The sequence below is a fragment of the Olivibacter sp. EAT-5 genome, from assembly GCF_044784325.1.
Lineage (GTDB): Bacteria > Bacteroidota > Bacteroidia > Sphingobacteriales > Sphingobacteriaceae > Olivibacter > Olivibacter oleidegradans.
On the sequence record NZ_CP173028.1, the window covers coordinates 4,629,077 to 4,649,249 of the forward strand.

Annotated in this window: 20 protein-coding genes; 11 read left to right on the forward strand and 9 right to left on the reverse strand. The window is 40.5% G+C overall.

What is annotated here, in order from left to right:
• The first annotated feature begins 23 nt into the window (after positions 1 to 23).
• Together ACH11B_RS19235 and ACH11B_RS19240 are read left to right on the forward strand one after the other, a co-directional pair.
• Positions 24 to 437, forward strand: coding sequence for a FixH family protein (locus ACH11B_RS19235; protein WP_165447044.1), 414 nt, complete (start codon positions 24 to 26; stop codon positions 435 to 437).
• 17 nt (positions 438 to 454) lie between these two features.
• On the forward strand, positions 455 to 1,141 hold the full coding sequence (locus ACH11B_RS19240) for a sulfite exporter TauE/SafE family protein (RefSeq protein ID WP_130857711.1): 687 nt from the start codon (positions 455 to 457) through the stop codon (positions 1,139 to 1,141).
• Between the two features lies 1 nt (position 1,142).
• Here ACH11B_RS19240 and ACH11B_RS19245 read toward each other — a convergent pair whose 3' ends face one another.
• Positions 1,143 to 1,481: a Rieske (2Fe-2S) protein gene (locus ACH11B_RS19245; protein ID WP_130857710.1), complete on the reverse strand. Its 339-nt coding sequence runs from the start codon at positions 1,479 to 1,481 to the stop codon at positions 1,143 to 1,145.
• Between the two features lie 211 nt (positions 1,482 to 1,692).
• On the opposite strand from ACH11B_RS19245, the gene ACH11B_RS19250 reads away from it, so the two are divergent.
• Both ACH11B_RS19250 and queG read left to right on the forward strand, forming a co-directional pair.
• A complete protein-coding gene (locus ACH11B_RS19250; protein ID WP_130857709.1) occupies positions 1,693 to 2,025 on the forward strand; it encodes a TfoX/Sxy family protein in 333 nt (110 codons plus the stop codon).
• Between the two features lie 54 nt (positions 2,026 to 2,079).
• Positions 2,080 to 3,015: a tRNA epoxyqueuosine(34) reductase QueG gene (gene queG, locus ACH11B_RS19255; protein ID WP_377608985.1), complete on the forward strand. Its 936-nt coding sequence runs from the start codon at positions 2,080 to 2,082 to the stop codon at positions 3,013 to 3,015.
• 50 nt (positions 3,016 to 3,065) lie between these two features.
• Here queG and ACH11B_RS19260 read toward each other — a convergent pair whose 3' ends face one another.
• Positions 3,066 to 4,100 carry a quinone-dependent dihydroorotate dehydrogenase gene (locus tag ACH11B_RS19260; RefSeq protein ID WP_130857707.1) on the reverse strand — a complete coding sequence of 345 codons (1,035 nt, stop codon included), beginning with the start codon at positions 4,098 to 4,100 and terminating at the stop codon, positions 3,066 to 3,068.
• Between the two features lie 81 nt (positions 4,101 to 4,181).
• Here ACH11B_RS19260 and ACH11B_RS19265 point away from each other — a divergent pair, with 81 nt between their 5' ends.
• Genes ACH11B_RS19265 through ACH11B_RS19275 form a run of 3 tightly spaced genes read left to right on the forward strand, consistent with a single transcriptional unit; the run spans position 4,182 to position 8,048 of the window.
• Positions 4,182 to 6,107, forward strand: coding sequence for an ABC-F family ATP-binding cassette domain-containing protein (locus tag ACH11B_RS19265; RefSeq protein WP_013666794.1), 1,926 nt, complete (start codon positions 4,182 to 4,184; stop codon positions 6,105 to 6,107).
• Between the two features lie 57 nt (positions 6,108 to 6,164).
• Entirely contained in the window at positions 6,165 to 7,493 is a 1,329-nt protein-coding gene (locus ACH11B_RS19270) for a type IX secretion system plug protein domain-containing protein (protein ID WP_377608983.1), read from the forward strand.
• 30 nt (positions 7,494 to 7,523) lie between these two features.
• On the forward strand, positions 7,524 to 8,048 hold the full coding sequence (locus ACH11B_RS19275; RefSeq protein WP_013666796.1) for an acyl-CoA thioesterase: 525 nt from the start codon (positions 7,524 to 7,526) through the stop codon (positions 8,046 to 8,048).
• Between the two features lie 75 nt (positions 8,049 to 8,123).
• Here the strand turns inward: ACH11B_RS19275 and ACH11B_RS19280 are convergent, their stop codons facing one another.
• The 3 genes from ACH11B_RS19280 to ACH11B_RS19290 all read right to left on the reverse strand — a co-directional run bounded on the left by ACH11B_RS19280 (position 8,124) and on the right by ACH11B_RS19290 (position 11,242).
• Entirely contained in the window at positions 8,124 to 8,528 is a 405-nt protein-coding gene (locus tag ACH11B_RS19280; RefSeq protein WP_013666797.1) for an EVE domain-containing protein, read from the reverse strand.
• Between the two features lie 170 nt (positions 8,529 to 8,698).
• Positions 8,699 to 9,196, reverse strand: a complete 498-nt coding sequence (locus ACH11B_RS19285) for a peptidylprolyl isomerase (RefSeq protein ID WP_013666798.1) — start codon at positions 9,194 to 9,196, stop codon at positions 8,699 to 8,701.
• A 27-nt stretch (positions 9,197 to 9,223) separates the two neighbouring features.
• A complete protein-coding gene (locus ACH11B_RS19290; RefSeq protein WP_377608981.1) occupies positions 9,224 to 11,242 on the reverse strand; it encodes a thioredoxin domain-containing protein in 2,019 nt (672 codons plus the stop codon).
• A 216-nt stretch (positions 11,243 to 11,458) separates the two neighbouring features.
• On the opposite strand from ACH11B_RS19290, the gene ACH11B_RS19295 reads away from it, so the two are divergent.
• Positions 11,459 to 12,556, forward strand: coding sequence for a mandelate racemase/muconate lactonizing enzyme family protein (locus tag ACH11B_RS19295; RefSeq protein WP_377608979.1), 1,098 nt, complete (start codon positions 11,459 to 11,461; stop codon positions 12,554 to 12,556).
• Between the two features lie 48 nt (positions 12,557 to 12,604).
• Here ACH11B_RS19295 and ACH11B_RS19300 read toward each other — a convergent pair whose 3' ends face one another.
• Positions 12,605 to 13,036, reverse strand: a complete 432-nt coding sequence (locus ACH11B_RS19300) for a hypothetical protein (protein ID WP_130857702.1) — start codon at positions 13,034 to 13,036, stop codon at positions 12,605 to 12,607.
• Between the two features lie 237 nt (positions 13,037 to 13,273).
• On the opposite strand from ACH11B_RS19300, the gene ACH11B_RS19305 reads away from it, so the two are divergent.
• Complete coding sequence (locus tag ACH11B_RS19305) at positions 13,274 to 15,052, forward strand: aminopeptidase P family protein (RefSeq protein WP_130857701.1); 1,779 nt, start codon at positions 13,274 to 13,276, stop codon at positions 15,050 to 15,052.
• Positions 15,053 to 15,054: 2 nt separating this feature from the next.
• Positions 15,055 to 15,858, forward strand: coding sequence for a nucleoside triphosphate pyrophosphohydrolase (gene mazG / locus ACH11B_RS19310; RefSeq protein ID WP_013666803.1), 804 nt, complete (start codon positions 15,055 to 15,057; stop codon positions 15,856 to 15,858).
• A 4-nt stretch (positions 15,859 to 15,862) separates the two neighbouring features.
• Here the strand turns inward: mazG and ACH11B_RS19315 are convergent, their stop codons facing one another.
• Positions 15,863 to 17,083, reverse strand: coding sequence for an FtsX-like permease family protein (locus tag ACH11B_RS19315; RefSeq protein ID WP_130857700.1), 1,221 nt, complete (start codon positions 17,081 to 17,083; stop codon positions 15,863 to 15,865).
• 74 nt (positions 17,084 to 17,157) lie between these two features.
• Here ACH11B_RS19315 and fmt point away from each other — a divergent pair, with 74 nt between their 5' ends.
• Positions 17,158 to 18,084: a methionyl-tRNA formyltransferase gene (gene fmt / locus ACH11B_RS19320; RefSeq protein ID WP_377608977.1), complete on the forward strand. Its 927-nt coding sequence runs from the start codon at positions 17,158 to 17,160 to the stop codon at positions 18,082 to 18,084.
• 66 nt (positions 18,085 to 18,150) lie between these two features.
• Here the strand turns inward: fmt and ACH11B_RS19325 are convergent, their stop codons facing one another.
• Together ACH11B_RS19325 and ACH11B_RS19330 are read right to left on the reverse strand one after the other, a co-directional pair.
• Entirely contained in the window at positions 18,151 to 19,017 is an 867-nt protein-coding gene (locus ACH11B_RS19325; protein ID WP_013666806.1) for an aminotransferase class IV, read from the reverse strand.
• Positions 19,018 to 19,060: 43 nt separating this feature from the next.
• Positions 19,061 to 20,107: an RluA family pseudouridine synthase gene (locus tag ACH11B_RS19330; RefSeq protein WP_130857698.1), complete on the reverse strand. Its 1,047-nt coding sequence runs from the start codon at positions 20,105 to 20,107 to the stop codon at positions 19,061 to 19,063.
• Between the last annotated feature and the right edge of the window lie 66 nt (positions 20,108 to 20,173).

Here is a 20,173-nt window from a genome sequence, read left to right on the forward strand (position 1 = left end):
ATAATTAGGGTATGAATTGGGGAATGAGAATCGTTATAGGAATGGCCATCGCCATGTCATCCATCGTTGCTGTTGGAATCTATATGGTCAACCAAGACACAGACACGCTTGAAGAGACAGACTATTATGAGAAGGGGTTGGACTATGAGCGTGTCTATAAAAAGAAGGAAAATCTTGTTCGGTATCAACGAAAAGTTACCTTGAACGTCGTGAGAGATAGTTTGGTGCTTTCTTTTGCAGAAGAAAATAATAAGGGAATGGTCGATTTTATAAGGTCATCCAACAGATCTTTAGACCAACGTATTCATTTTATTACATCAAAGTCGGTCTACCGTCTCCCAATTAAAAACCTGAAAAAAGGGGTATGGCATATTAAGCTCGATTGGGAAAGTCAGCAGCGGTCTTACCTCCAGGAAGAGCAATTATATTTGAACTAAACTTTAAATATTAAAGTATGATTCTTGCTTTCTTTATTGGAGTAATTTCAAGTGTTCATTGTGTAGGCATGTGCGGACCTCTTATGTTCGCTTTACCGGCAATGAACGTATCGTGGGCAAAGCAAGTAGGTATACATCTGTTATATCAGTTAGGAAGGATTCTCACTTATGGTCTTTTGGGCTTTGTATTGGGATTACTTGGAGCTGGCACTTTAATACGGGGCTGGCAACAATATATGAGTCTTGTTACCGGCATTATCTTGCTCTTATTTGCCCTGTATTATTTTTTACAGCGGTATGGAAAAGGCTCATTTTCATATGGAGGCACTTTTTGGCAACCGTTGTTCAATAAAATGGGCTATTGGATCCAACGTCCCGGGGGACATTTTGTTGTAGGTCTGTTGAATGGCTTGCTTCCTTGTGGAATGGTTTATCTTGCTTTGGCAGCAGCTTTGAACACGGGGTCTCCTGTTAATGGGTTTATTTTTATGGCATTCTTTGGTTTAGGAACAGTTCCCCTCCTACTCATCGCTCTTGTTTGCGGTCATTATTTTCGAAAACGAATTCGTTTGAATTTTATCGGATTGATTCCATTCTTGTTTCTTATAATGGGTGTCTGGTTTATTCTTAGGGGGGCAAACTTAGATATAGCCTACTTGAGCCCACTACTCTATCCAAAGTCAGGAACAACGCTGTGTCATTAAATTACCCGCGAAATATACGTTGAAAAAAATTCCGTTTAATACCTACATACCAGTCTTCTCCCCGTTTTTCCAAGGCATATACGTTAATATAATTACCCTGCCCGGCTGCTCCATGTCCATTAGATAGATCAAAAGCATGCCGGTGATACGGACAGATGATCTGTTTATTTTCACACCAGCCTGCGCTTAGATCTGCACCGGCATGTGGGCATTTGTAGCTTGTAGCAAAAAGTTCCTGTTCGTAGTCGATCAAACATATCGTTTTTCCTCCAATCCTAACTTTTCTAATTGTGTTTACGGCAGGGAGCAAATCCGGACCTATCTTGTGCCAATAAAGCATGGATTATTCGTTGTTGGTTGTTAGTTATTAGTTGTTAGTTATTAGTTATTAGTTGTTAGTTATTCGTTGTTGGTTATTAGTTGTTAGTTATTAGTTATTAAATTTTGTGTTTAATTTTTTATATTAGAAGTACGAATCCATATTATCTCTTGTCCATTTTCAGTATTGTCGGATAAAAATCAGTTTTGTTGCCATCAAAAGTAATATTTCAATGAAAGTTAATGAAAAATTATTAAACAGACTAAGGGAAGCTTTAATGGATATCCCAACAATTAAGGAAAAAACGATGTTTGGGGGCATTTGTTTTTTAGTAAACGATAAAATGTGTATCTGCGCGAGAGACAATCGATTGATGTGTCGCATCGGACCAGCTGTTTATGAGGAGTGCTTAGAAATACCTGGCTGTGAACCTATGGTACACGGAAAGCGTTTGGTGAAAGGTTACGTTTTCGTCTATGAAGAGGCATTTAAAGATCGAGCTGCTTTTGATCATTGGATCTCCTTATCATTGAAGCATAACGAAGCGCTGAGTCGACAACAATAAGCAAGCAGTAATTGCTACATTGTATTTAATACCCGATTTAACTAAGTTTGCACTATGTTAATTGCTGCAGAAAAGTACTCGAAATTAATCAAGGATGAAGCAAAGCGCTTAGGTTTTGCTTTCTGTGGCATTGCCAAAGCTGATTTTTTGGAGGAAGAGGCACCGCGTTTGGAAAAATGGCTAAAGGAGGAAATGCATGGCGAAATGTACTATATGGAAAACCATTTTGATAAGCGATTGGATCCTCGTCTCCTTGTGGAAGGTGCTAAGTCTATTATATCGTTAGGTTTTAATTATTTTACTTCTGATATACAGATAGATAAAGATTCTCCAAAGATATCCAGATATGCTTATGGCGTCGATTATCATACGGTAATTAAAAATAAACTTAAGTCGTTACTGCACTTTATGCAGGACGAGATTGGGGAAGTAGGAGGACGGGCATTTGTGGATTCGGCTCCGGTGCTGGACCGTGCTTGGGCTAAACGTTCGGGTTTAGGTTGGATTGGCAAAAACAGTAACTTAATTAATAGAAAAAAAGGATCTTTCTTCTTTTTATGTGAACTGATAGTTGATATTGAGTTGGATTACGATCTTGCTCCCACAAAAGACTATTGCGGAACTTGTACGCGATGCATCGATGCGTGCCCCACGGAGGCTATTGTTGCGCCGCAAATTGTAGATGGAAGTAAGTGCATCTCCTACCTGACCATTGAACTTAAGAACGAGATTCCTGATCAGTTTGTAGGTAAAATGGACAACTGGATGTTTGGATGCGATGTATGCCAAGATGTTTGTCCTTGGAATCGTTTTGCTGAACCTCATAAGGAAGAGTCCTTTAAGCCGCATCCAGACTTATTGGAGATGACGAAGAAGGATTGGGAAGAAATTACTGAGGAAACTTTTCAACGCGTTTTTAAAAAGTCTGCCGTCAAGCGTGCAAAATTTTCGGGGTTGACGAGGAATATCCGTTTCCTGGGGAAAAGTTAAGTCGTTGAGTCGTTGAGTGGTTTCACTTCGACTACTTACCTACTTACCTATTATCCTATTTGACTACTCAACTTTTTACAGATTCGCTTAATCAACCCCGGACCTTCGTAAATAAATCCGGTATACAGCTGTACCAAAGAAGCACCGGCTTCCAGTTTTTCCAGCGCATCTTCTGCACTGTGTATACCCCCTACTCCGATAATGGGAAACGCTTTGTTTGATTTTTCCGACAGATAGCGTATTACTTCCGTAGAACGCTTGGTTAAAGGCTTTCCGCTTAGCCCACCTGTTTCCCTAGTTAAGTTGATCGGCGAGCGGAGCCCCTCTCTGTCAATGGTTGTATTCGTAGCAATAACGCCTGCAATTCCTGTAGTGGTAACAATTTCTATAATATCATCCAGCTGGCTGTTTGTTAAATCAGGAGCTATTTTTAAAAGAATCGGCCGAGATATGCCATTTTTAAGATTACGTTGCTGTAAAGTGTTTAAGATATGCATTAACGGTGCCTTTTCCTGTAGATCCCGTAACCCAGGGGTATTAGGCGAGCTGACGTTTACGACAAAGTAGTCGACCACATCAAAAAGTGCATCAAAACACAAAATATAATCATTTACCGCTTCTTCATTAGGAGTTAGTTTGTTTTTTCCTATGTTTCCACCGATAATGACTTCGCTCCTTTTTTTCAAAAACTTTAGTCTCGTTGCAGCAACGTCGACGCCTTGATTATTGAAACCCATTCGGTTGATCAAAGCTTCGTCTGCCGTTAGTCGGAACATGCGCGGTTTGTCGTTACCGGATTGAGGTTTTGGAGTAACCGTCCCAATCTCAATAAAGCCGAAGCCTAGATCCACAAGTTCATCCACATATTCAGCGTTTTTGTCAAAGCCTGCGGCTAAACCGATCGGATTTTTAAAAGTTAAACCAAAAACTGTTTTCTGTAGACGAGCGTCTTCATAATTAAAAGCGGCTCTGATCAGTTTACTGCCTCCCCAAATTTTATTAGCTGCTTTTAAGCCTCCCGTAACATTATGATGGGCCGACTCAGGATTCATTAAGAAAAATAGCGGTTTAACTAGTTTATACATGGCGCAAAGATGATGAAAATTAGGCAATGAAACAATTGACTGACTGAGGCAACGTAAAAAAATCGTACTTTTGCACCCGCAATGATAGCTATTAATAATTTAACTTTCGAAATAGGAGCCCGAGCATTGTATGACGATGCAAATTGGCATATAAAACCAGGTGATAAAGTAGGCCTTATTGGCGCTAATGGAACAGGAAAAACAACGCTGCTGCGCATCATAGTAGGCGAATATACGCCAACGTCCGGAACCATCTCGATGGCAAAGGACTTGAAGATCGGTTACCTTAATCAGGATTTGCTTTCTTACGAATCGGAAAAGAGTATTCTCCATGTAGCCATGGAAGCATTTGAAAGACAGAACCAGCTGCATGCTGAGATAGAAACCTTGCTGAAAAAGATGGAGACGGATTATAGCGAGGAATTAATTCATAAGCTTAGCGATAAGCAAATTGAATTTGAAGCATTGGATGGATATAATATTGAATACCGGGCCCACGAGATTTTAGCGGGCCTGGGATTTGATGATGAGCAACAGAGCCGAAAGCTCTCGGAATTTTCAGGTGGATGGCGAATGCGTGTTATGCTGGCTCGTATTTTATTACAGGCACCTGATATCTTGTTGCTGGATGAACCGACCAACCACTTGGATTTACCTTCCATTAAATGGTTGGAAGCTTATTTGCAGGCATTTGAAGGGGCCATTGTCATTGTTTCGCACGACCGTTATTTTTTGGACCGCGTTATTAATAAAACAGTAGAATCTAGAAAAGGAAAGCTTACGCTATATGCAGGAAACTATAGTTTTTACCTAGAAGAGAAGGCTTTGCGTAACGAGATTCAGGCTGGCCAATTTAAAAATCAGCAAGCTAAAATTAAACAAGAAGAACGGTTGATAGAACGTTTCCGGGCTAAAGCGAGCAAGGCAAAAATGGCACAGTCACGTATAAAAGCGCTTGAACGGATGGAACGTGTGGACGATGTGGATGACGACAACCCCACCGTCAATTTTAGCTTCAAATTTAGCAAACAATCCGGCCGTCATGTAGTCCGACTGGAGCATATTACAAAAGCTTATCCCGGTGTGCCTATTTTGAAGAACGCACATGCCGTGATTGAGAAGGGCGATAAGATTGCCTTAATCGGTGCAAATGGAAAGGGGAAGTCCACCCTATTACGTATTATTGCTAATGCAGATAAAGATTTTGAAGGAAAGAGTGAAACCGGTCATAATGTAACGACCACCTTTTTCGCTCAGCATCAGTTGGAAGCGCTACATTTGGAAAATGAGATCTTGCAGGAGTTACAGGCATTTGCCCCAAAACACACGGAAACAGAGTTACGCTCCATTTTGGGATGCTTTCTATTTACAGGTGATGACGCCTTTAAAAAAATTAAAGTACTTTCCGGCGGTGAAAAGTCGCGCGTGGCTTTAGCAAAGGCATTGACAGCGGATGCGAATTTTCTGATTCTTGATGAGCCTACCAACCATTTGGATATCCAATCAGTTAATATCCTCATCCAAGCACTTCAACAATACGAGGGTACATTGATCACCGTTTCGCACGATCGCTACTTTTTAGATAGTGTAGCTAACAAGATCTGGTACATTGAAAATCAGGAAATAAAAGAATATCCCGGAACCTATAAGGAGTATGAAGAGTGGCAGTCGAAAAGACCGATAGTAAAAGAAAAGCCGCTGGTAAATACAACTCCCAAGAAAGAGGAAAATAAAAAAAATAATACTTATCATGCAGAAACGCCGGATAAGCACAAACAATTGCAGAAGTTGAATAAAGAATTGAGTGTTTTAGAAGAAAAAGTGGGAGAATTGGAAAAGGAGGTTGCAGCTATTGAAGAGCAATTAACCGATCAGGCTTTGTACAATAACCCGCAACAATTAAAAGAAATTAATTTACGCTATGACAGCAAGAAAGCGGAGCTCTCTCAATTTCAGCAGAGATGGGAAACGCTGGCCGATGAAATTTTGACACTAGAAGGGACTTAAATCGGACTATTGTATCGAAATTCTTGTAAATTAGGCGGCACTAATACCAATTGATACATGAGATTTTCTTTAGGCCTCTTCTTTATGCTTGTTGTATTCAATGCAACACAGGTGTCTGCGCAGAAAAGAGAGAAAAAACGGGTTCGAATGGAACGTTCTCCGGAGCAAGACCTTCGATACGAAGATGTAAACTATTTACCCGTGATAAAATCAGTTCAATTTTATCAAGCGAAGGAAGAACAATCGCTTCCCCTGATGACATTGGGTGGAGGAGATCAGTTTTTTCTTTCCTTCGATGATTTGCGAGCAGATAATCGTACTTATTATTACACAATCGAACACTGCACCTCTGACTGGCGTAGTAGCAATCTTTCCACTATTGAGTATATCGATGGCCTCACGGAAGATCGCTTGTATGATTATAAAAGTTCCGTTAATACGCTCCAGGCATATACGCATTACGAACTTCGATTTCCTAATGAAGGCAGTATGATTCCGAAGCTGCCCGGCAACTATCTCCTAAAGGTTTATGAGGATGCGGATAAGGCAAGATTGATTTTAACCAGAAGGTTTTACGTTTTAAGACAAGATGTAAGTGTGGGTATTAAGACACTTCCCTCTTTTAATGTGATAAAAAGGAAGGAAAACCAAAAACTAAACCTTGAGATCAATCTGGGTAACATCCAACTTAATAACCCTTATCAGGATATCAAACTGGTTGTAAAACAAAATCGTAGGGATGATGTGCAAGAAGTACTGACGAAGCCAATGTTTGTAAGGGACGGACAACTTATCTATAATAATAATGCGACCTTAGACTTTGATGGAGGAAATGAGTTCAGAAATTTAGATTTAAGAAGTTTCCGTCTATTATCCGGTCAGATCAGTGCAAGCAGCAAAGATAGCATACGGCGAATGTCCGTTATGTTGGATCATGACCTGTCTCAAGAATCTTATAGCTTCTCTTACGACGAGGATGGAAAGTTTTTTTTGCGTAATAGCGATTTTGAGAATAGTGACTTTGAAGGCGATTATGCAGCTGTGACTTTCACCTTAAAAACGTCATCGCCTCCTGCTGCGAACGAAAAGATCTACATTGCCGGATTATTTAACAACTTTGCGACAGATGGGACTAACGAAATGAAATATGATCCGGATCAAAAGCAATGGCAAGGAGAGCTGCTTCTTAAACAAGGGCTTTATCATTACACTTATATCAGCAAGATAAATGGTAAAGAACAGTTAAATAGGTATGATGGACATCATTTTGAGACAGGCAATACCTACGATGTATTTGTGTATTATCGGAAGCCGGCTACACGCTGGGAAGAATTAATCGGATTTGGTACCGTAAATACATCCGGTAAGGGGCCGATTCGCGATTAATATCTTGTTGGGTTTACCTATCTTTGCGGCATGAACAAGAAATTTGCAAAGGAATCATTCACTATTATGAATGAACTGGTTTTACCAAATGATACCAACACGCTTAATAATTTGATGGGCGGAAGGCTATTGCATTGGATGGATATAGCCGCAGCTATATCCGCTCAGAAGCATTGCAATCGGATTGTCGTAACAGCGTCCGTTGATAACGTATCATTTCGCCATCCTGTTAAGTTGGGAGATGTGATTAGTATAGAGGCAAAGGTTACGAGAGCTTTTAATACATCGGTTGAAGTGCAGCTTCAGGTATATGCCCAGAATATTCCATCTGGAAGTAGAATTAAGTCAAACGAGGCTTTTTACACTTTCGTAGCAATTGACCAGAATTCACGTACGATTGCGGTTCCCGAATTGGTGCCGGAGACAGAGGAAGAAAAAGAATTATTTGATGGTGCTTTACGTCGCCGCCAGTTACGTTTGATACTTGCAGGGAAGATGAAACCCGAAGAAGCCAGTGAACTATACAATTTCTTTAACCAAATAGGCGCTAAATAAGGTATATGGTTTAGGATATAAGGTTAAAGGTAAAATCTCTTACACATTTACCTTTATCCTCCCAACCTTCTACAATTAGCTTCCAAGCGCTACGATACGATCGAACTCTTCTGGTGCTAAGGGCATCACGGATAAACGTCCCTGTCTTACAAGAGCTATATCCTGCAACTGCTCATCGGCTTTTATTGTCTCCAGCGTGACAGGCTTCTTCAAGGTTTGAAGCGGAGCCAGATCTACAACAACCCAACGTTCATCGCTGGTAGTTGGGTCTTGGTAAGCTTCTTTCACAACTTTCGCAATTCCGACGACTTCTTTCCCTTCATTGCTATGATAAAATAACACTAAGTCGCCCTTTTTCATTGCTTTCAAGTTATTGCGCGCTTGGTAATTTCGGACGCCATCCCAAAAGGTTTGCTTATCTTTTAAAAATTGTTGCCAGCTATATTTAAAGGGTTCTGATTTAACCAGGAAATAATTCATATGTAATAAAGTCTATCGCTGCTGCGAACTTACGTAAATTCACTTTTTTTCACAAGTGCTCATTTTGTAGTTCAAGATCGCTCCGCTAATGCTTCAAATTAGAAGAGATATAAAAATAAAAAGGAGCGCCGCAATGGCGCCCCGTTTAAAAGAACAAGAAATTTCTAATATTAGTGTCCACTATCTCCGTCAATTCCGTGCGCGTGTCCATGCGACAGTTCGTCTTCGGTAGCCTCACGTACATTTAAAATCTCGATATCGAAATGTAAATTTTGTCCGGCCATCGGGTGATTAAGATCGACAACGACCGCTTCGGGACTAACTTCTACCACGCGTGCACGGAACTGATTACCCTGATTGTCTTGCAAGGGAAGAATTTCACCAACCGGAGGAATGCCCGATTCTTTAAACATATCAGCAGGAAGCTGTGCAACGGCACTGTCATCTTTTTCACCATATGCATCCACTGCTAACAATTCAAAATCAACGGTGTCTCCTTGCTTAAGACCTTCGATATTCTCCTCAAATTTTGGAAGCATCATTCCTACTCCATATAGAAACACAAGCGGATTCGATTTGTCTGCCTCTTCAACAAACTCTTTTTCTCCGTTGTTGATGGTGTGCAATTTGTAAGTAAGCGCTACTACGCTGTTTGGTGTAATGGTCATTTTTATAAAATTATGGAAACCTTCTTGTTAGGCCTCCTGTTTAAGAATTAAATTTTCTACGTCCTTTAAATTATCAACTGGTAAACTGCATGTATTGTTTTTACAAACATAAATTAGACTACGTTCAGTAACTCTATTTCTTAAAAGTGGCAGGTTCTCCTCTACGCCGCCCAAAATAACTTTATTGGGACTATAAATCTTTTGATCGATAGCGATCCGTAAATCATTTGATTGCGGTCCGGTAATCGCTATTTCATGGAAACCGTACACTTCTTCAAGTAAGCGGATTGCCCAGTTGGAGTATGCAGACCCATAAGTTCTAATCTGTGGAAAAACATTAGCCAATAACTGCGCTGCAATTTCCTTATAAGTTGAATCCTCAAAAATTACGCCTAACTTATTTAGTTGATGTGCCATCACTGAATTGGAGGATGGAATCACGTTGTCCATTATTTCAAATTTCCGTGTAATCAGCACTTCTGTTAAGTCGGAGGTATAGTAAAATGCACCGGCCTGCCGGTCATAGAATTGTGCAAGTGTGTAATCTGCCAATGATTTAGCTTGATCCAACCACGCTTTATTAAAGGTTACCTCATAAAGTGCGATGAAGGCCTCAATAACAAACGCATAGTCATCCAAAAACGCCGTTATCGTTTTAAAAGGAGTTTGAGGTTGATGTAAAAGTGTGCCTTCCTCAGTGATCAACTTACGAAGAATAAAATGCGCATTTCGTTCTGCTACGGTAAGGTATTCCTTCTTATTGAATGTTCGATAAGCATCTATATAAGCTTTTAACATCATGGCGTTCCAGCTTGTCAATATTTTATTATCGAGGCCGGGACGTATACGCTGCTCTCTGTAGTGGCGTATTTTCTTTTTGATATCTTTTAAATAAGTTTCCCACTCCTCTTTACTGTAGCCGGCTTGTTCTGCCAATTTGTCTGCATCAAGCCTTGTTTTCAGTACATTCGTTTTTTCTTCCGGCCAGTTACCTGCTGCTGTTATTGAAAAATACGAGATGAATAAATCGGCATCTTTTCCCAGCAGATTGTCGATTTCTTCTTGTTGAAAAGTATAATACTTTCCCTCAACACCTTCGCTATCTGCGTCCAGTGCGCTATAAAAGGCGCCTTCTGCTGACGTCATTTCACGATCGACCCATTGAAGGGTCTCCTCTACCACACGTTTATAAAGCGGCTCCGGTTTTTGCAGATAAGCCTCGGCATATAAGCTTATGAGTTGCGCATTATCGTAAAGCATCTTTTCGAAGTGTGGGATATGCCATTGTCCATCAACCGCATAACGGGCAAAGCCGCCACCTACCTGATCGTATAAGCCTCCGGCAGCTATATGTTGCAGTGTAAAATGCGTATGCTCCAGTATATCCGCGTCATTTGCCAGGTGGCCGTAACGAAGAAAGAATAACCAGTTGTTTGGCAAAGGAAATTTAGGAGCCCTTTTGTAGCCTCCATCTATCGGATCGAAAGTTTGCTGCCAAGGTTTTACGATCTCTTTTAGATCATCTTCACTGTATTTCTCGGGAATCTTACTGATTCTGAAAGTTTCGCTTTCCGTGATTCCCTGTGCCAGCTTTTCAGCATATTCGATTGCCGTTTCCGGTTCGTTTGCCCAAAGTGCCTGCACTTGGTTCAATACATTTACCCAATCGGCCGGCCGAAAATAAGTCCCGCCATAAACCGGTCGACCGTCCGGAAGGCAGATGCAATTTAGCGGCCAGCCACCACTGTTTGTCATCAACTGAACGGCAGTCATATAAACCTGATCGATGTCGGGCCGTTCCTCCCTATCCACTTTGATAGAAATATAGTGACGGTTCATTACTTGGGCAACCTCTTTGTTTTCAAAACTTTCTCTTTCCATCACATGGCACCAATGGCACGCGGAATAGCCAATGCTAACAATAAGTAATTTGTTTTCGGCTTTGGCTTTACTTAAAGCTTCATCTCCCCAAGGATACCAGTCAACCGGGTTATGTTGATGTTGTTTAAGGTATGGAGAGCTTTCGTTTTGAAGGTGATTTGCCATAATAGATGTAAAGGTAGTATTATAATGTTATTTTATGATTATTAATGGTTTTTCTTTTTGCTGACCTTCTTTAGATCGAATAAGGATTTCGTCTTAAAATAAGGTCACTTCGGTGAAAACAGTTATCTTGCGAATTATATTGATTGATGGTCGGATGTATTAACTTTTTTCGGTCTCAACGGAAGACCGGCTTTTTCATTTTTTACGTTTTTAACTATGCTGATTTCACATATCGAAATTTTTAGATTTAGTATCAAAATGGAGCCTTTTGCAATCGCGACAGGCACGATGGATTATGCTCAAAACACCTTGATAAGGATACACACAGATGTAGGATTAATCGGATACGGGGAATGTTCAGCGTTTCCGATGATTGTTGGAGAGACACAAGATACCTGTTTAACGCTTGCGCGGGACTTTAGTCGCCTATGGAAAGGTAAAAATGCACTTTTATTAGAAGAACGGATGAACGAGCTTCATGCCTTTATTGCCAAAAATTCTACAATAAAAAGCGCGTTCGATATGGCACTATACGATTTAGCCGCTAAGTACGAAAATAAGCCGCTCTACAAATACTTACAGGGCATAGTTCGGCCCATAACAACCGATATTACAGTGGGCATCGCTGCTCCAGCCATTATGGCAGAGAAAGCGTTGTCTTTTGTAAAAAACGGCGCATCCATTTTAAAAGTAAAGCTTGGGAAGAACCCTGAGGAAGATATTTTAAGAATCCAAGCGATCCGTCAGGCGGTTGGAGATGATATTCCGATACGTTTAGATGCCAACCAGGGTTGGACTTACGAAGAAGCGTTACGGGTGCTTGGGGCTTTAACTAGTTATAATATCGAGTTTTGTGAGCAGCCCATGCGGTCTTATGATGATCATTTATTGCCTTTTTTAAGGGAAAAGGTTCGTATACCGATTATGGCAGATGAGAGTTGTTACGACCATTGGGATGCCGAACGTTTGATAGGGACAAAAAGTTGCGATGCTATTAATATCAAATTGGCTAAATCGGGCGGTATTTTTGAAGCACTGAAAATTCACCGGATTGCAAAGCAACACGGTGTTCCCTGCATGATCGGCGGTATGTTGGAAAGCCGCCTGGCATTAGGAGCAAATGTACATCTCGCTTATGCCTGTGAAGGTGTTATATACCATGATATGGACACTTGTATGATTGGTCATCTTGAAGATCCCATTATTGGAGGGCCTCACTTTGATGCCTACGATATCAGTCTCGAGGAAAGTCCGGGAATAGGTGCAGAAGTAGATGCGGCATTTCTGGAACGCTGTGAACGCTGGACGGTATAGTGTAAACAGCAAAAGCCTTCTCATGGAGAAGCTTTTGCCGTTTTTTTATCAAAAGACGATCTTTTCCGGTCCGGAAACTTTATTTATATGACATTCACAGCGTCCGCCGCTAATCACAAAGTCGGTCTTCTTGACTTGTCCACTACTTGGATGTGTACCACTGACGACTACCGTATCTCCCTCCACACTAAGTGCACTTTTGTCACCATCAGATGCAATCATATAAAAGGGATTTGCAGCATCAGTTGACTGTTCAGCGCCACTTGGAAGTTTTTTGCCCGTAGCTTTAAGCGTAACGGAAAAGTCTTTCACCTGAAGTGTATCACCTTTACTATCTGTAAAAACTACGCCGACGGTTCTAAATTCCATCGTACAGGGCTTCGGCGGACAATCGGCTTCTGCCTGTTGATTCTTTTTAGCTGCACACGATAATAGTACAGCCAAAGAAGCGGTTAAAGAAAATGTTATTTTAAGAGACATACTTAATTGTTTTTTTTAAAATGTGTGGTGAGCCACATTTATAAAATCGAGTAATATATTTGCTTTCTTATTTAGGATAAAGATAAAAATTTAATTGATAAAAAATAGCTTTATCCTTTCTTGATAACGTATTGGAGAAACAAGTGCTACACATGTTCTGTGTATCTTGTCATTTTTCAAAAAAATGCTTTAGTAATGGTGCCACAATTAGTAAATTGCGCAAAATCTACGTGTATTATGACATATTTTGAGAAGCTGTCCGCTATCCGTAAACAGATGTCGGAGCAGCAGATAGATGCTTATATCATTCCTTCATCAGACCCACATATTAGTGAATATCTTCCGGATCGCTTCAAATGCATCGCTTTTGTTTCCGGTTTTACAGGTTCGGCAGGGACATTGGTTATCACCCAGGATTTTGCCGGTTTATGGACCGATTCGCGCTATTTTGTACAAGCCGACGAACAGTTAAAAAGCAGTGGATTTGAGTTGGTAAAGCTGAAAACACAGGGTACTGCCGAATATATTGAGTGGCTTGCGGAACGTTTAGAACCGGGGAATACCGTTGCATTTGATGGAAAGCTTGCCTCGGTTTATATCGCTGAACAACTTATTAATCGACTGCAGCCACGCAAAATTTTGATCAATGGAACCGTTGACCTGTTAGATAAAATTTGGCAAGACCGACCCGAGCTGCCTAAAGAAAGAGCATACATTCTTGAAAAAGAGCTTGTTGGTGCAACTATTACGGAGAAAATATCGAAAGTAAGAGCGGCCATGCAAAAGTTTAATGCCAGTTACCACTTGGTTTCATCTTTAGATGATATAGCTTGGATTTTTAATTTGCGGGGAAGTGATGTCAAATGTAATCCGGTGGTTTTAGGTTTCGCCCTTTTGGAACCTATAAAAACAACTTTATTTATCGATCGTAGCAAGTTAGACCAAAGCGATAAGACAAGGCTCGAAGAACAAGGTGTGGCGGTTGCCGAATATGATACACTGGAAGAGGCGCTTAGTCAATTGCCTGCCGGTGAAACTGTTTTATTGGATCCCAAACGGACATGTTATGCCGTATATACGCAGATTCCGCAATATGAACGTATTATCGAAGCGCTAAATCCCAGCACAAAACTAAAGGCATCTAAGAATGATATTGAAGCTGAACATACAAGGCAGACGATGGTTAAAGATGGCATTGCCCTTACCAAATTTTTCAGGTGGCTTGAAGGGAGAATTGGGAAAGAAGAACTTACTGAGATTAATATTGCTGAGAAATTGCTGACATTTCGCAAAGAACAAGAAGGCTTTGTAAATGAGAGCTTTGACACCATCGCTGGTTACAAAGAACACGGTGCGCTCCCCCACTATAAAGCGACGGACGAGAGTAATGCTTCCTTAAAAGGAGAAGGACTGTTACTCATTGACTCGGGCGGACAATATACAACAGGAACGACCGATATTACACGGGTGATCTCGTTAGGAGCTACAACAGATGCTGAACGTATGGACTACACATTGGTGCTGAAAGCAATGATTGAAGGGAGTACTGCCATTTTTCCAAAAGGAAGCAAAGGGTATCAAATAGATGCTATTACTAGAAAGCCCCTTTGGGATAGACTGAGAAATTATGGCCATGGTACCGGACATGGCGTTGGTTTTTTTCTAAACGTTCATGAAGGACCACATGTGTTCAATACGGCCAATATAGATATTGCCATTGAGGAAGGAATGATTACTTCCATAGAACCTGGTTTATACCGTGAGGGTCGTTATGGTATACGAATCGAAAATTTAGTCTTAAGTATCCGCGATCAGGAAACTGAATTTGGTGAATTTATGGCTTTTGAGACGTTGACATTGTGCTATATTGATACGGGTTTGGTTGATAAAACGCTGTTGGATCAAAAGCACGTCGATTGGTTAAACCAATATAATAACATGGTTTATGAACGCTTATCTCCCCATTTAGATGAAGAACATCGGCAATGGTTAGCCCATAAAACACAAATCATTTAATTATGCCACATACTGCGCCTGTTAAACAAGATACGCCCGCCAGAGCCTTTGAACGTTTACTGGAAGTTTTAAATACATTGCGTTTAGAGTGCCCTTGGGACAGAAAACAGACCATGGAATCGTTAAGGCACTTAACGATCGAAGAAACCTACGAATTAGCGGACGCTATTTTGGATAAAGACCTGCCGGAGATAAAGAAGGAATTGGGCGATCTGATGATGCACCTGGTGTTTTATGCCCGTATTGCTGAAGAAACGAATGATTTTGATATTGTAGATGTCCTTAACAGTGTATGCGACAAACTTATCAATAGACACCCACATATTTATGGAGATATTGAAGTAACAGATGAAGAAGATGTAAAACGTAATTGGGAACAGCTGAAGTTAAAAGAGGGAAACCGATCGGTTTTAGCAGGAGTTCCGAAAAGTCTGCCGGCTTTGGTGAAAGCCTATCGAATTCAAGATAAAGCCAGAGGCGTTGGCTTCGACTGGGAGGACAAAAGTCAGGTATGGGAAAAAGTGGAGGAAGAATTAGCGGAATTTAAAAGTGAACTGGATATCACGAAAAGTGAAGCGGTCGATTTAGAGAAGGCGGAACAGGAATTTGGTGATCTTTTGTTTTCGTTGATCAATTATGCTCGGTTTTTAGGTATTAATCCGGAAAATGCATTGGAAAAAACGAATAAAAAATTTATACAACGCTTTAGCCATCTCGAAAAAAGGGCACAGGAGGATGGAAAAAGTTTAAAAGATATGTCTTTGGCAGAAATGGATGTCTACTGGAACGAGGCAAAACAACAATAGGTGTCTATTTAAATCTAATGGCCTTAATAGGTGTGATTCGGCTTACTAAACCGGATGGAACTAAAAGGGCCAATAAACACAATAATGTTGTGCCGATATTGAGTAGCATAATTTCTTGAATACCAATGTCGATGGGGACATATGAAATATAGTAATCCTTTTCATCCAATTTAAACCAGTGCGTATAGTACTGTAAAACACATAGACCGATACCCAATATATTTCCAAGTAAAAGTCCCAGACCAATAAGACGAAGTGCATTATAGAGAAATACTTTTCGAATAGATAGGTTGGTAAGTCCTAGTGCTTTCAATATCCCGATCATATTTGTTCGTTCGAGAATGAGAATTAGCAAGGCAGATATCATATTAATACTGGCCACTAAAATCATCAGGATAAGGATAATTTGCGAATTAATATCAAGTAACGCAAGCCAATCAAAAATTTCAGGAAATTGAGAGACTACAGTGACCGATAGTAGCTGAATGGGTAAAGCATCCAATATTCGCTGATTTATTTCTTCTACTTTTCCGAAATGGCTTGTCATGATTTCATAACCGCCCACTTCGTTATCCGACCATTTATTTAGTCGTCTTATGAGTGATAGGTCGCCAATTACATAGGTTTTATCAATTTCCTCAACACCTAAGTTATAAATACCCACGATTGTGAACTTCCTTTTTCGCAACGGTTCTTGAACAAAGTACATGAGAAAGTCATCTCCGAGTTTAAGTTTAAGCCTATTAGCAGTATAACGCGAAATAAGTATTTGTTGTTGCGCAGGTATGCTATCCGTAAAATTGATTACGTTTCCTTCAACCAGTATCTTGCGCAACTTTTCCTGGTTATAGGCGCTGTCAATCCCTTTCAGCACAACGCCTTCTATTTCGTCTTCAGCATTAATAATTCCCGGCTTAGTAGCAAACGCATTAAGCTCTTTAACACCGGCTATTTTTTTAATTAGTAGCAGGCTGTCGGTTCGTATGCTAAAGGGTGAGCTTTCGTATGAATTGTTCAAGTTGTGTTTATAAATAGTAATATCGCCATTAAAGCCTCTTTCTTTTTCGATTATACTTCCTTTGAAGCCCTTTAAAATGGCAATAGCTAGTATCATTACGGCTAGTCCCAGCATGATACCCGCTATTGCTACTCTCACGATTAGCCTAGAGTACTTGCGTGCACCGCTTTTGGAAATCCTATTTGCTAAGTATAAGGGAAAATTCAAGTCTGACTATATATTTTGTACCTTAGCAAAGGTAAAGATTGAAGTGTTTTTAAAGAAACGTAAACAGAAAAATAATGCGAATTATATTTATGGGCACTCCTGAATTTGCAGTTGCTTCTTTGTCAGCGCTGTTGGAGGCAGGAGAAAATGTGGTAGCTGTCGTTACGGTAGCGGATAAACCGGCAGGAAGGGGACAAAAGGTACAAGAATCAGCAGTTAAAAAATTTGCTTTATCAAGAGGTATTCCTGTTTTACAGCCCGATAAACTAAAAGACCCCGATTTTATCAATGCTTTAGCCGCTTATCAGGCGGACTTACAAGTGGTGGTAGCTTTTAGAATGTTACCGGAAGTTGTCTGGAATATGCCTCCTAAGGGAACGGTAAACCTGCATGCCTCTCTCCTTCCTCAATATCGGGGTGCGGCACCAATAAATCATGCAGTGATGAACGGAGAGCGAGAAACAGGCGTCACTACTTTTCTTTTACAACATGAGATAGATACAGGTAATATTTTATTGAGTGAACGCGTGTCCATTGAAGCGGATGACACTGCCGGCGACATACACGATAAATTAATGTATGTGGGAGCTGAATTATTGGTTAAAACGGTGCAACTTATTAGGGAGGACAAACATCACGAAATACCACAAGCAAGTATTGCCGATGAACAGAAATTAAAGCATGCTCCAAAGATTTTTAAAGATGACTGTAAAATACAATGGGAAAGGCCGGTTGAGGAGGTGTATAATTTTATTAGGGGACTGAGTCCCTACCCTGCTGCTTTTACGGTATTTCAGGGTAAAACTTTAAAGATTTTCGCTTGTCGTCCATTGAAGGGACCCGTACTACCGGAAAAGGAACCTGGCAGCATCGTGACCGACGGTAAGCATTACTTACGATTTACCACACGAGATGGTTACTTAGATGTACTCCAACTTCAATTAGAGGGAAAGAAAAAGATGTCCGTCGAAGAATTTTTAAGAGGCGCGCGATTTGAGTGATTATCTCGGAATTTTTATAGAGAGCAGTAATGACTAAAATTACGCTGCTCTCTAAATTCATGACCGTTACTCTTCATTTAAATCGGAGGCAAGTTGCCATTTCCCCAATTTTTCTTGTAAACTTTTGGATAGATGGTTGAAGTACCTTTTCTTTTTGTATCCCATCACCCAATAAATACCATGTATTGCATTCGTTAAGAACATTTCGTCGGCCTCATGCAGTATCTCAGGGCTTATTTGTGCCTCAACCACTTCGATGCCGTACTCATTAGCCATTTCGATGACAACTTTACGCATAACACCTGCGATACAACCTTCGCTTAAAGCCGGTGTATATAATGTTTTGTTATACCAAACGAAGATGTTAGAACTCAGCGATTCGCAGAGAAACCCGTCATTATTTAGGATAAGAATATCATCACAACCTAAGCGTTTTCGCTCTATACCGGCCAATATATAAATAAGTGCATTATTGCTCTTCAGATGAGAGAGGCTGTTAATCGACTTTTTATGCTCTCGATAGACATCGATGATTACCCCTGTTTTATTTAGCCGATATCCATCATGATCAAGCGGATTTGCTTCCAAAAGATAATTTGCTTTGTTCGTTTCAGGGCTGTAGAGACCTGCTCCTGCCCGGTAGACGTTTAACCGAATTCTAGCATCTGCCCCCAGTTTATTTTTTCTAACCAGCTCTGCCGCCTTTTCACGGATAAAATAGGTGTCAAATTTTGCAAAACCTTCTAAATGGAGAAGTTCCATACTGGCTTGAAGTCGCTCAACATGGTACTGAAGAAAACGAATATCGCCATCTGTCCAACGCATGGTTTCAAAAATTCCGTCTCCATATCTTAAACTTCTATTGCTACTTTGTATAGCGGGCTGATTTTCCAGCATCAAACTTCCGTTATGATTTATATATCTATCGTTCATTGTTTAATTTAACGAAAAAAAAGGGAAAAAATTCTGTAAAAAATTACTTGCTTCGTTCGTACTGCACGTAGGATTTCCATTTATCTAAGCATATGGCGAAGTCATCCGGTAAATCACTTTCAAAGTGCATGAGTTCTTTACTTTTAGGATGTGTAAACCCTAAGCTTTTTGCATGTAGGGCTTGACGGGGTAAGATGGAGAAGCAGTTGTCTACAAATTGTTTGTACTTAGTAAAAACAGTTCCTTTTAAAATTTTATCACCGCCATAAAGTGTATCATTAAATAAGGGGTGGCCAATGGACTGCATATGCGCCCGGATCTGATGTGTTCTGCCGGTTTCCAGTTGGCACTCGATGAGTGTGACATAGCCTAGACGCTCAAGAACCCTATAATGCGTGACGGACCACTTACCTTTATCTTCATTTTCGTAAACCGACATTACACGACGATCTTTAAGGCTTCGGCCAATATATCCGGAAACTGTACCGTTCTCTTGAAGGTCGCCCCAAACTAATGCTAAATACTTACGCTGAATGGTATGGTCAAAAAATTGCTTGGCGAGATTTGTGATCGTCCACTCGTTTTTAGCAATGACCAATAAACCGCTGGTGTCTTTGTCTATCCGGTGCACCAGCCCCGGTCGGCCATCGTTACCTGGTAGCTGAGGTAATTGATTAAAGTGATAAACCAACGCATTCACCAGTGTCCCTGTGTAATTATTGTAACCTGGATGAACCACCATCCCCGCTGGTTTATTTACGATTAGCAGATCATCATCTTCATATCGAATATCTAAGGGAATATTTTCCGGGTAAATTTCAGTATCTCTTGGCGGATGAGGTAATACAACTGTTATTAGATCGCCAGGTTTTACTTTGTAACTGGATTTAACCGGTCTATTATTAACCAAGACATTCTCTGCTTCAATGGCATTTTGCACCCTGTTTCTAGAAGCATTTTCAACACGGTGCATAAGGAACTTGTCTATGCGCAACAGCGTTTGGCCCTTATCGACCACTATCCGTAAATGTTCAAATAAATCCTGTTCGCCGTTATCTTCTATGTCGAATGCTTCTACTTCTTCTGCCATGGTGCAAAAGTAAATATTATTTAGTTTTCATAAGTAGTCTGATAAAAATAAGCTTTCCGTTCAGAC